General features: G+C 31.5%; 10 protein-coding genes. 4 read left to right on the top strand and 6 right to left on the bottom strand.

The genetic code is table 11. The features are described 5' to 3' along the window. Positions 1–2: 2 nt before the first annotated feature. Complete coding sequence (locus WNY60_RS04080; protein ID WP_145005878.1) at positions 3–362, bottom strand: nicotinic acid mononucleotide adenyltransferase; 360 nt, start codon at positions 360–362, stop codon at positions 3–5. A gap of 390 nt (positions 363–752) precedes the next feature. Here WNY60_RS04080 and WNY60_RS04085 point away from each other — a divergent pair, with 390 nt between their 5' ends. The 3 genes from WNY60_RS04085 (at position 753) to WNY60_RS04095 (ending at position 5,453) form a co-directional block, all read left to right on the top strand. Then, positions 753–1,955, top strand: a complete 1,203-nt coding sequence (locus WNY60_RS04085; protein ID WP_342861591.1) for a porin — start codon at positions 753–755, stop codon at positions 1,953–1,955. A 77-nt stretch (positions 1,956–2,032) separates the two neighbouring features. Further along, positions 2,033–4,318: an inorganic phosphate transporter gene (locus tag WNY60_RS04090; RefSeq protein WP_342861592.1), complete on the top strand. Its 2,286-nt coding sequence runs from the start codon at positions 2,033–2,035 to the stop codon at positions 4,316–4,318. A gap of 280 nt (positions 4,319–4,598) precedes the next feature. After that, positions 4,599–5,453 carry an OmpA family protein gene (locus WNY60_RS04095; protein ID WP_145005869.1) on the top strand — a complete coding sequence of 285 codons (855 nt, stop codon included), beginning with the start codon at positions 4,599–4,601 and terminating at the stop codon, positions 5,451–5,453. A gap of 56 nt (positions 5,454–5,509) precedes the next feature. Here the strand turns inward: WNY60_RS04095 and WNY60_RS04100 are convergent, their stop codons facing one another. From WNY60_RS04100 to WNY60_RS04120, 5 genes are all read right to left on the bottom strand, one after another. Further along, a complete protein-coding gene (locus WNY60_RS04100) occupies positions 5,510–6,256 on the bottom strand; it encodes a type II CAAX endopeptidase family protein (protein WP_145005866.1) in 747 nt (248 codons plus the stop codon). Beyond that, complete coding sequence (locus tag WNY60_RS04105) at positions 6,256–6,762, bottom strand: zinc ribbon domain-containing protein (RefSeq protein ID WP_145005862.1); 507 nt, start codon at positions 6,760–6,762, stop codon at positions 6,256–6,258. Before WNY60_RS04105 ends, WNY60_RS04100 begins: the two co-directional genes overlap by 1 nt. Positions 6,763–6,890: 128 nt before the next feature. Then, a complete protein-coding gene (locus WNY60_RS04110; protein ID WP_342861593.1) occupies positions 6,891–9,371 on the bottom strand; it encodes a ribonucleoside-diphosphate reductase subunit alpha in 2,481 nt (826 codons plus the stop codon). A gap of 214 nt (positions 9,372–9,585) precedes the next feature. Further along, positions 9,586–10,566 carry a ribonucleotide-diphosphate reductase subunit beta gene (locus WNY60_RS04115; protein ID WP_342861594.1) on the bottom strand — a complete coding sequence of 327 codons (981 nt, stop codon included), beginning with the start codon at positions 10,564–10,566 and terminating at the stop codon, positions 9,586–9,588. 751 nt (positions 10,567–11,317) lie between these two features. Continuing rightward, complete coding sequence (locus tag WNY60_RS04120; RefSeq protein WP_145005851.1) at positions 11,318–11,887, bottom strand: DUF3109 family protein; 570 nt, start codon at positions 11,885–11,887, stop codon at positions 11,318–11,320. A 154-nt stretch (positions 11,888–12,041) separates the two neighbouring features. Here WNY60_RS04120 and WNY60_RS04125 point away from each other — a divergent pair, with 154 nt between their 5' ends. Further along, positions 12,042–12,623, top strand: a complete 582-nt coding sequence (locus tag WNY60_RS04125) for a MarC family protein (protein ID WP_145005848.1) — start codon at positions 12,042–12,044, stop codon at positions 12,621–12,623. The last annotated feature ends 4 nt before the right edge of the window (positions 12,624–12,627 follow it).

The following is a 12,627-nucleotide window of genomic DNA, read 5'->3' on the forward strand; positions in this document are numbered from 1 at the left end:
ACTTAATTACTAGTAGCTACTGGATTTTTTACTTCCCACTCGCTAACATTAGCAATTTTGTTATTAGTATAATCTACTTCTTTAAGAGTGGTATCATTCCAATAAAACCACTTGCCGACTTTTTTACCATTATCATAACTTGCTGAAACTTGTTTCTTGCCTGCTGTATCAAAACTTAACCACTCACCTTGTAACTTACCATCTGTCGTATAAGCTCCTGTTTGGCTTACAACTCCATTGTCGTGATAATAAACAACTTCTATTAAGTTAGTGTTTTTATTAAGTTTTAAATCCCTTTTGTCTTGAGCAAAAGAAACCACAGTAAATAAAAAAGCAATTGAAACTAAAATTGATTTCTTCATAATTATGGGTTTTAACATTATACTTCAAAGATACACAATTCATAACATTTATGCAACATTTACGTAACATTAAATTAACATTGGAATTATAAAGCACTGAAAAACAATCGTTAAACAAATTAAATTAACATAATAATCCTTAATAATTACATAATATTAGGGTTACATTAAAATCACTTTGTGTGGTGATATTTGTTGGTGTCTTAAGACAACACAATTAGTATTTCATATAATCTATTAGTTTTTGTCGACTACATTATTATGATTTCTAATGAGACTGCTTTTGGCCAAAGCAGTCTTTTTTTATTAATTTTATAAGGTTAATACTTAGGAAACATTAAGTTAACATTAGAGTTATTTCTTTGCAGCGACAAAAACTAATACCTTTTAATGAAACTTATTTTATCTGTTGCACTATTATTGTGCATAACCTTAACTGTGCGTGCTCAAGAAATTAGTGATACGTCCTTTGGTAAAGGACTAATTAATTTTATAGCAAAGGACAGTTCTTTTAGTATAAAATTTGCACCTCGCTTTCAGGTTAGATCTATATCCTCTTGGGATCATGATGGGTCGCAATATACTAGTCCAGAACACAACTTTATTGTGCGACGTGCACGTTTAAAGTTTGATGGTTTTGCCTACAGTCCAAAATTAAAATACAAAATAGAATTAGGTTTATCTAACAGAGATCTTTCTGGTGCAAACCAATTTAATCGTAATACACCTAGATATATTTTAGATGCTGTAATTATGTGGCAATTTGCTGATAATTGGGAGCTTTGGGCTGGACAAACAAAATTACCTGGTAATGTAGAGCGTGTTGTGTCATCCGCAAATTTGCAATTAATTGATCGTTCTTTATTAAACAGTCGTTTTAATATTGATCGTGACTTAGGATTGCAATTACGTCACACATCAAACTTAGGAGGTAATTTTTTAATGCGTCAAAAATTAGCTATTTCTCAAGGCGAAGGTCGTAATGTCTCGGAAGGTAACGAAGGTGGTCTACAATATACAGGTCGTTTAGAGTTTTTACCTTTTGGTAAGTTTCAATCTAAAGGAGCCTATATTCAAGCAGATTTAAAAAGAGAATCTAAACCTAAATTAATGTTAGGTTTTACTTATAATTTTAACGAAAACGCTGTACGCGAACGAAGCGGTTTAGGCGACTACATGTTTAAAAGTGATGGTACATTGTATGAAACCAACATATCTACTATTTTTGCAGATGCTATGTTTAAATACAAAGGATTTTCATTTATGGGAGAATATGCTAATAGAGAGGCCGATCAACCTATAGCAATTGACACAGATGGTACAACACCAACTGGAGATATTGTTTTAACTGGTAAAGCCCTAAATTTACAAGCAGGCTATTTATTTAAAAGTAATTATGAAATTGCAGCTAGATACACTACATTAACTTATGATGCTGTAACCGGAAACTTACCGACAGATCAGTACACTTTAGGAGGATCTAGATACATTGTTGGACACAAACTAAAAGTACAAACAGATTTAAGTTACACAACTGTAAGCGGTAACGAAGATAACATTACCTTTAGACTTGGATTTGACCTTCATTTTTAACAATAAAACATAACATTGTCATAACATTGCACTCAAAAACAGTAAAGATATTTGCAAACTTATTTTAATTAAAAACTATGGATAATATTTATTTATTTATGTTGATTGCCATAACAGTATTAGCAATCGTTGATATTGTTGTAGGTGTTAGTAATGACGCCATCAACTTCCTAAACTCAGCTATAGGCTCCAAAGCTATTTCTATGCGAACTATCATGATAGTTGCTAGTTTAGGTATCTTTATTGGTGCTGTATTTTCTAGCGGAATGATGGAAGTAGCACGTAAAGGTATATTTGTACCTGCTATGTTTAGTTTTGAGGAGATCATGTATATATTTATGGCAGTAATGATTACTGATATTTTACTACTTGACTTTTTTAATACATTAGGTTTACCAACATCCACTACTGTATCCATAGTATTTAACCTACTTGGTGCAGCAGTTGTAATGTCATTAATTAAAATTAGTGCTTCAGACACGCAAACATTTGCTGATTTAGGCAACTATATTAACACTAAAAAAGCTGTCGAAATTATTACAGGAATTGTAATGTCTGTCTTTATAGCATTTACTGTTGGTTCATTAGTACAATGGGTATCGCGTTTAATTTTCACTTTTCAATACGAAAAAAAATCTAAATTTTTTGGAGCTATTTTTGGCGGTATATCATTAGCTTCAATAACTTACTTTATCTTTTTAAAAGGTCTTAAAGGGACTCCTTTTTACAAAAGCATTAATAGTGTTGTAGAAGGAAACGAATTATACATACTAATAGGAAGCGTTATTTTCTGGACTTTATTTTCTTATATTTTTCAAAAAATAACTAAAAAAAGTGTTCTAATTATAGTAATAGCAGTTGGTACATTTGGATTAGCATTAGCCTTTTCTGGAAATGACTTGGTAAATTTTATTGGTGTCCCTATGGCAGCTTACCACTCGTTTGAGGCGATGCAAACAGCCTTTGCTACTTCAGGAACATTACCAGCAGATTTCTCTATGGCAATTTTAGAGAAAAAAGTACCAGCCGAGCCTTTATTATTGTTTGTTTCTGGAGCTATAATGGTATTAACGTTATGGTTTTCTAAAAAAGCTAAAACAGTAGCCGAAACTGAAATTAACTTATCTAGCCAAGGCGATACGCATGAAAAATTTGAACCTAACATGTTATCTAGAGGTATTGTAAAAGGAACCTCAGCTTTATCTGATTACTTTAGTGCAATTGTACCAAAATCAACGCAAGCAAAAATTGACAAAAGCTTTCAAAAGCCTACTGCTAAAGCTTTAACTAAAACACAAAGTAAAGATTTACCAGCTTTTGATATGATTAGAGCATCTGTTAACCTTATGGTGGCTGGTGTATTAATTGCAATTGCAACATCTATGAAACTGCCTTTATCTACAACCTACGTAACGTTTATGGTCGCAATGGGTACATCCTTTGCGGATCGTGCCTGGGGACGCGAAAGTGCTGTATATAGAGTCGCTGGTGTATTAAATGTAATTGGTGGTTGGTTTGGAACTGCTATTGGAGCCTTTTTTGCTGCAGGTACAGTCGTGTTTTTAATAAAGTGGAATCCTAAAGTGATGACACCAATATTATTATTATTAACTGCTATTTTACTAGTTAGAAATTATTTATCACACAAAGAGACGTCTAACAAAACTGCTCCAGAGGATAGCTTAACAGATTCAGAAAGCAGCTCTGTACAAGGTGTTATTCACGAAAGCGCCAAAAACATTGCTAACGTTGTAAAAAGAGGAAACAAAATTTACACTAACGCTATTAATGGTTTAGCTATACAGGATAGCGCATTACTTAAAAAGAATAAAAAACAAGTTATTAAACTGTCTACAGAAGTAGATGCACTTAGAGACAATATCTTTTATTTTATTAAAAATTTAGATGAATCTAGCTTAAACGCAAGTAACTTTTACATCAATATTTTAGGTTATTTACAAGACATGACGCAGTCGTTAGACTACATTACTAAAATGAGTCATAAACACGTAAACAACAATCATAAAAAATTAAAGTTTAGTCAAATAAAAGAGCTTAAAGAAATTGATGCACGTTTTGATTTGTTTTTCAATAATACACAAAACGCCTTTAATTCACGCTCATTTGAACAAATAGGAGATATTTTAGGAAGAAAGAATGAAATAATGGAACTTGTTTCCTCTAAAATCATTAAACAAGTAGAGCGTACAAGAACTGAAGAGTCTAGTCCAAAAAATACAACCTTATATTTTAATTTATTATCAGAAACTAAAGATTTACTTAGTGCTACTATGAATCTTTTAGAAGAGTACCATAATGCTCATGATGCATCTGTAACTCCTGCAACTTTAGAAGAGGAATAAATTAAATACCATTTATAATAAAAAGCTACCCTTAATCAGGTAGCTTTTTTTATGTCTATATATCAATAGCAAATACTTTAAGTATAGTCCATACCACTTTATGGAATTCAAAATTTAAAAAAACAAAGACTTAGCCTGACCTAATTAAAACCATAATAAACAAGTGTTTACAGCCCAAAAACTAAACTGAAAGCACACATCGTTTTCAATAAACCCAAGATTAAAACATCCAAAACAGCTTAGCATTCGTAAATAGAATAACTAAAAAATTAATGTATTTATGAAAAAAACATCAATAGCCTTATTCGCTTTAGTAATATTGTCATCATGCGTTTCTAAAAAGAAATTTGTCGCATTAGAACAAGAAAAAGGACAAATAACTAGCGAGCTACAAAAGACTCAGGTTGAAAAAGAAGAATTAGAAGCTAAATTTGCAAAAATTGAAGCTAGAGTAAACGAGTATAATTCTAAAATCAATAATCTGACTGATGAAGTAGGTGTTTTAACTGAAGAAAATCAGACTAAATTTGACGCAGTTGGAAACAAAGCTGTTATTTCAGAAAAAGCTAAAGTTGGTATGCGCGAAACTTTAAGTCGTGTTAGTCCAGAAGTAATGAAATATGTTACGACATTAGAAGACTCAATGAACATGGCTTTATCATTAAACTTAAAACGTTTTGTTGACACTACAGATTTAGATGAAAGTGATGATATCGCGATTAGCATCGAGGAAACTGTAGTTATGATATCTATTTCTGATAAAATGCTTTTTAATAGCGGAAGCTACAGAATTAGCAAAAAAGCAGACAAAATATTAAAAAAATTAGCTGACGTTATAAACTCTGAGCCAAGCTTAGATGTTATGATTGAAGGTCATACAGACTCTAGAACAATCAGTACAGATAAAGTAGCTGACAACTGGGATTTAAGTGTATTACGTGCCACTTCTGTAGTTAGAAAACTCCAAAAAGACTTTGGTGTTGCACCAGAAAAATTAATTGCATCTGGTAGAAGCAGCTATAAACCAGTTACAGATAACGACACTAGCGAAGGACGTTCTAGAAATAGACGTACACGTATTTTAATACTACCTAACATTGATAAGTTTTTTGCTTTAATGGCACAACAAAATTAGTTAGACACAACATATATTTTAAAAAAAGCATTCAATTTTGGATGCTTTTTTTGTGTCTAAAAGTTATAAAAATTGTAATAATCAATCATTAAGATTATAAAATTATGGATAAAGTGAATAATCATGCCTAACCAAAGTGTGTTATAGCGACTTCTTAAAAACCCTAACAATAATCCAAAAGGAAAAATCCATAAAAAAGAAAATATTGAAAAGTGAATTACCGCAAATAAAAACGCTGTCGCTATTATAGTAAGCCTAGTACTTGTCACCTCTTTTAAGGCATTAAACAAGACGCCTCTAAAAGCCAACTCCTCTATAACTGATGGCATTAAGGCAATAAATAGTGTTGCCCACAATAAAGGATAATCCAAGTACAAATACTCCTGAAAATAGTTTACAGATGCACCATCCGCAACAAAACTATTAATAAACCCAATAAAAAAGTAAACAAAAGTGCTTGTTAATATTGGTGTAACAATCGCAAAAGCAAGATGCTTAAGTTTTAAATCTTTGTAGTTGTATAACTGTAAAACGGGTTGTAAATCAAACGACGCAAAACCAATCACAATGCACGCAAAGCCTAGGACTGTAATAATTTCGGCCTCTAAATTATTAGGAAACGTGATATCTATGTAATAAACTAACAACATATAAACCAACATTGCTATATAAAAACCAATAATGGTAGACACCTTTTTAAGCTTATTAGTAGATACATTTTTTACAACAGACTGTCCGCATTGCGAACAAAATTTAACTTCTGTTTCAAAAATATAATTGCAATTTTTACAGAAAATAGACATTACGCAGCTTTATTAATTGAGGATGCCGAGTAAATCCCTTTGGCTAGATATCCAATGATTAATATTTTCCAGATTATTCCTGCTACTAATGTTAAAGGATCTGCAATAGCTGTAATAATTATTAAAGTTAGATATAACAATAATCCTAAAATCAAGGCTATTAAAGGTCTTTGTTTAGACCAAAAACCCAAAATGACGTAAACAATACTAACTACCAAGTTAATGCTTAAAGGTACTATATCTTCAGTTTTATAATAGATAAAAAAACCAAACACAGTAATAATACCTGCAATTATGAATAAGGTTTTTCTGGCCGATTTTATTTTCTCGTAAGCATTGTCCGTTTTACGCTTATCCATTACGCGTTTAGCATAAAACTTAGCAATGTCCTGATCGCTACCCTTTATTGGATATCCACATTCAGAACAAAAAGAGGCTTCTTCCTTTGCTGGCGTTTCACAATGTTTACATTCTGATTGTAATATTATACTTTGCGGTATTTCCATTAACACTTTACTTTGGTTTAGTAATATAGTATTTATTGTAGTTTTTGAACAAAAAAAAGCATCCGAATGTGGATGCTTTTTTTATCATAACACTTAATACTAGCAAGTTTATATACCTGCTTTTTTATTTAAGAACCACACATTAAGCAATCATCACCTTCAGCATCTTTAGCTTGAGCGATTAAAGCTTTCATTTCTTCTGGTGTCATTGGTTCTGCTTCTGCACTAGATGTATTTGCAAACTTAGCTGCTGTATTAGCTGCTTTTTGTTGTTTTTGAGCTACACTATCATTTTCTGCAACCTCAACCGTAGCTTTTACTTCTACTGGTTCTGCCTTCTTTATTTTTGTAACCGTCATTTTTTTAGCATCAACTGCACTCTTAGATCTTAAGTAGTACATTCCTGTTTTTAAACCGCTTTTCCATGCGTAAAAATGCATAGATGTTAGTTTAGCCATAGTTGCACCTTCTAAAAACAAGTTAAGCGATTGTGATTGATCAATAAAATAACCACGTTGTCTAGACATATCAATAATGTCTTTCATGCTTAACTCCCAAACGGTTTTATATAAATCCTTTATGTCCTGAGGAATAATATCTACATTTTGAACAGAACCGTTAGCTCTCATGATTTCGTTTTTAAGATTATCATCCCATAATCCTAAGTCTACTAAATCTTCTAGTAAATGCTTGTTTACGACAATAAACTCTCCTGATAATACACGACGTGTGTAAATATTAGAGGTGTAAGGTTCAAAACATTCGTTATTACCTAATATTTGACTTGTAGATGCTGTTGGCATTGGTGCTACTAATAATGAGTTACGCACACCATGTTTTTTAACATCGCTTCTTAATTTATCCCAATCCCAACGTCCACTCAAAGTGTCCTCTTGGATATTCCATAAATTGTGTTGGAATTGTCCTTGACTAATTGGTGATCCTTCATAGGTTTGGTATGGTCCATCTACTTTTGCTTCTTCCATACTTGCTGTTAAAGCAGCATAGTAAAGGGTTTCAAAAATATCTTGGTTTAATGCTTTTGCTGCATCACTAGTAAAAGGCATACGCAATTTAATAAACGCATCTGCCAATCCTTGCACACCTAAACCAACTGGTCTATGACGGAAGTTTGAATTTTCTGCTTCTTTAACAGGGTAGTAATTACGATCAATTACTTTATTTAAGTTTTTAGTAACACGCTTAGTAATACGGAATAACTCTTTATGGTCAAACTCTCCGTTTTTAATAAACATTGGTAACGCTATTGACGCTAGATTACATACAGCAACTTCATCCTTAGAAGTATACTCCATAATCTCTGTACATAAGTTAGATGACTTAATAGTCCCTAAATTTTTCTGGTTTGACTTACGGTTTGCTGCATCTTTATACAACATATAAGGAGTACCTGTTTCGATTTGAGATTCTAAAATTTTCTCCCAAAGCTCACGTGCTTTTATAGACTTACGTCCTTTACCTTCTGCTTCATACTTAGTATATAGTGCTTCAAACTCTTCGCTATGTACATCAGATAATCCAGGACATTCGTTTGGACACATTAATGTCCACTCTGCATTATCTTGGACACGTGCCATAAATAAATCTGGCATCCACATGGCGTAAAATAAATCACGCGCACGTAACTCTTCCGCTCCTGTATTTTTCTTTAAATCTAAAAAACTAAAGATGTCTGCATGCCAAGGCTCTATATACATTGCAAAACTACCTTTACGTTTTCCTCCACCTTGATCCACGTAACGCGCAGTGTCATTAAATACCTTTAACATTGGTACAATACCATTACTAGTACCATTTGTACCTGCAATATAGCTACCTGTAGCACGTACATTATGGATTGACAATCCAATACCTCCTGCAGATTGTGATATTTTAGCGGTTTGTTTTAATGTGTCGTAAATACCATCTATACTATCGTCTTGCATAGCTAATAAAAAGCATGAAGACATTTGTGGTTTTGGCGTACCAGAATTAAAAAGTGTTGGTGTGGCGTGTGTAAAGTATTTTTTAGACATCAGCTCGTATGTTTCGATAGCTGCTTCTAAATCGTTTAAATGGATACCTATAGAAACACGCATTAACATATGCTGTGGTCTTTCGGCAATTTTCCCATTTAGTTTTAATAAATATGAACGCTCTAAAGTTTTAAACCCAAAATAATCATAACTAAAATCACGATTATATATAATAGTCGAGTCTAATCTATCTTTATTCTCCATGATCACGTTATACACCTCATCTGACAATAAAGGAGCTTCTTTACCTGTTCTTGGGTTTACGTACATGTATAAATCATGCATGACTTCACTAAATGTCTTTTTAGTGTTTTTGTGTAAGTTAGATACTGATATACGAGCAGCTAAACGTGCATAATCTGGATGAGATGTTGTCATTGTTGCAGATACCTCTGCAGCTAGATTATCTAGTTCACTAGTAGTAACTCCGTCATATAATCCTTCAATTACACGCATAGCAACTTTTAATGGATCTACAAGTTCGTTTAAACCATAGCACAATTTACGCACTCTGGCAGTTATTTTATCGAACATTATTTGCTCTTTTCTTCCGTCTCTTTTAATTACATACATACTTTACACTGTTTATTATTCTTTTCTGGTTTGCCTTTCAGAAAAGGGGTTAACTTCTTGACCTAAATATAGACCAACCTGTTTTTCAATAGGTTAGTTATTTAAGTATTAATTATTTTTTTTGGGTTGGGTATAAAAAGTTTGTCAAGCGTTGCATGCAATGCTATAACAACTAAATAATCCAATAAAAATTATCTACGATTAGATTTCGGTATTAAAAGTCGAAATCCATATTGTATTTATCCTCATCAACTTCTTTGTTCATAACACCAGCCTTTTGGTAATCACCAACTCTTTTTTCAAAAAAGTTAGTTTTTCCTTGTAGTGATATCATTTCCATAAAGTCAAATGGATTAGCGGTATTATATACCTTATCGCAACCTAAGTCTTCTAATAAACTATCGGTTACAAACTCAAGATACTGAGTCATTAAATTAGCATTCATACCAATTAAACTTACTGGTAGAGATTCTGTTATAAATTCTCTTTCAATGTTTAAGGCATCTACTATAATTTCTTTAATACGTTCTTTTGGCACTTTATTGACTAAGTGGTTTTCATGAAGGTGTACTGCAAAATCACAGTGCATTCCTTCGTCACGAGAAATCAACTCGTTAGAAAACGTTAAACCTGGCATTATACCACGTTTTTTCAACCAAAATATAGCACAAAATGAACCTGAGAAGAAAATCCCTTCTACTGCTGCAAACGCAATTAAACGTTCTGCAAAGCTAGGAGATTCTATCCATTTTAGTGCCCAATCTGCTTTTTTCTTAATAGCCGGAAACGTTTCAATAGCATTAAATAAGCCATTTTTTTCAGTTTCATCTTTAACATAAGTATCAATTAGTAATGAATACGTTTCACTATGTATGTTTTCCATCATAATTTGGAAACCATAAAAGAATTTTGCCTCACTATACTGTACTTCGTTTACAAAGTTTTCAGCTAAATTTTCGTTAACAATACCATCGCTGGCTGCAAAAAATGCTAAAACATGTTTGATAAAGTAACGCTCATCGTCATTTAATTTTTCTTTCCAATCTGAAATGTCTTGGTGTAAATCAATCTCTTCTGCTGTCCAAATACTAGCCATAGATTTTTTATACCACTCCCATAAATCATGGTGTTGAATAGGAAAAATTACGAATCTATCTTTATTTTCTGCTAAAATTGGCTCTACTTCTTGCGACATTGTACTATGTTTTTCTGTGATTATAATATGCGATTATTTGCTTTGACTTGGGACTAACAAAGATTGGAAATAATCTATGATTTAAAAAGCTTGTTTAAGCTAAATGTTTTCAAAGTTTTTAACATCGATTGTTGAAATGTAGGTCTACAAGTGGCTGTTGTTGATGTTTCGGATTTTTTAACATTTTAATATTTTTTTAACATTGAAATTAAACGCTTAAAACACATAAACAAACAAAAATAAGTTGTAATTTAATGGTCATTTTTTTTACATCAAATTTAAAATACATACTAAACTTCTAACTGACTAACACTCTAGTCACTATGCAACCTTTAACAAAAAATACTTTTGTAGCATCTTATTTATCAGCGACATACAACTAAACCTAAAAGATTTGTTTTGTTTGCATTATTAAAAATAAAATACGTAAATGGCATAAAAAAAATGAAATTGAGATTATTATTACTTTGTAAATTATTACAATTAATACCACAAAAACGTTAACACTAAAAGCACACAAAACGTATTTTACAACAAACGCTAATTAGTATCAAAACTTGATATAAATAGTGTTAAAAAAAGATTGTTTTTATTTGAATAGAGCATTACAAAATTATCTCAATTTTTCTTTTTAAATTAGGTTAAAAAGAGATGAGATTTTAGTCTTAAATAGTAAAGCTTTTTTTACTTTTCTTTAAGAGAATTAAAGTATAATTTTTATAGTTTAATTAATGCTATTGGCAGAGCCGAATTATTTAGACATTTTTTCGGCAACTTTTTCAAGTTCTGTATACCAATCTTCTCCAAATTTTCTAATAAGTGCTTCTTTAACAAATTTATAAACTGGTACTTGTAATTCTTTACCTAAGGTACAAGCATCATCACAAATATCCCATTTATCATAGTTAACAGCAGAAAACTCGGTATAATCCTTAACTCTTATTGGATACAAATGACAAGAGACTGGTTTTTTCCAATCTACATCGCCTTGATTATAGGCTTCCTCAATACCACAAAGCGCAGTTTTTTTCTTATCAAAAATAACATAAGCACAATCTGCACCATTAATTAAAGGGGTTTCTATATCTCCAAAATCGGTAACAATAGACGTTCCCTGAGCTTCAATTGCAGCAATACCTTCTTTACGTAAATAGGGTTTTACTTTTGGGTAAATGTCTTTTAATATTTGAGCTTCATCTTTAGACAAAGGTGCACCAGCATCTCCATCAATACAACATGCGCCTTTACATGCAGAAAGATTACACATAAAATCCTTTTCTATTATAGCCTCAGACACTATAGTTTTACCTAATTGAAACATAAAATAACTTAACTTATTTTTTTACAAATATAAAGCATCTAAATAAAGTAAGCGCTATAATTTTAAAACTAGAAACTTATTCATTGTTTATCACTAAAATTCAATGAATTAAGACTACTTTTGCAAAAAAATTAAATAATTAAAATTATACGTTATGCCAATAAATTTTAAAGAAATATTTACTGTATTTATGGTGCTTTTTGCTGTAATTGATATTGTAGGTAACATTCCAATAATTATTGATTTGCGTAAAAAAGTTGGTCATATACAAAGTGAAAAAGCGTCAATTATAGCTGGAATTATATTAATCTCATTTTTATTTTTAGGAAAAAGCATATTAAATCTTATTGGTATTAATGTCAGCTCATTTGCTGTAGCAGGATCATTTATATTATTTTTTATTGCTTTGGAAATGATTTTAGGAATAACCCTATACAAAGAAGAAGACACTAACCCTTTAACTGCGTCTGTATTTCCGTTAGCTTTCCCACTAATTGCCGGACCAGGTAGTTTAACTACATTACTGTCTTTACGTGCTGAGTATGATATTAAAAACATAATAATAGCTGTAATTTTAAACGTGATTGTAATTTACATTGTTTTAAAAACATCTAAACGCATTGAGCGACTTATTGGTCAAAACGGAATTAGCATTATTAGAAAAGTTTTTGGAGTCATCTTATTAGCAATTGCTGTCAAACTGTTTACCGACAATATCAAAGTACTTTTAACCTAATTGT

Source organism: Olleya sp. AS48 (genome assembly GCF_038900355.1).
Classification (GTDB): domain Bacteria; phylum Bacteroidota; class Bacteroidia; order Flavobacteriales; family Flavobacteriaceae; genus Olleya.

Bases quoted from the DNA above. Each gene is read 5' to 3' on its own strand.
- WNY60_RS04110 (WP_342861593.1), bottom strand. From the start codon at position 9,371: ATGTATGTAATTAAAAGAGACGGAAGAAAAGAGCAAATAATGTTCGAT.
- WNY60_RS04085 (WP_342861591.1), top strand. From the start codon at position 753: ATGAAACTTATTTTATCTGTTGCACTATTATTGTGCATAACCTTAACT.
- WNY60_RS04080 (WP_145005878.1), bottom strand. From the start codon at position 362: ATGAAGAAATCAATTTTAGTTTCAATTGCTTTTTTATTTACTGTGGTT.
- WNY60_RS04120 (WP_145005851.1), bottom strand. From the start codon at position 11,887: ATGTTTCAATTAGGTAAAACTATAGTGTCTGAGGCTATAATAGAAAAG.
- WNY60_RS04125 (WP_145005848.1), top strand. From the start codon at position 12,042: ATGCCAATAAATTTTAAAGAAATATTTACTGTATTTATGGTGCTTTTT.
- WNY60_RS04115 (WP_342861594.1), bottom strand. From the start codon at position 10,566: ATGTCGCAAGAAGTAGAGCCAATTTTAGCAGAAAATAAAGATAGATTC.
- WNY60_RS04100 (WP_145005866.1), bottom strand. From the start codon at position 6,256: ATGTCTATTTTCTGTAAAAATTGCAATTATATTTTTGAAACAGAAGTT.
- WNY60_RS04095 (WP_145005869.1), top strand. From the start codon at position 4,599: ATGAAAAAAACATCAATAGCCTTATTCGCTTTAGTAATATTGTCATCA.
- WNY60_RS04090 (WP_342861592.1), top strand. From the start codon at position 2,033: ATGGATAATATTTATTTATTTATGTTGATTGCCATAACAGTATTAGCA.
- WNY60_RS04105 (WP_145005862.1), bottom strand. From the start codon at position 6,762: ATGGAAATACCGCAAAGTATAATATTACAATCAGAATGTAAACATTGT.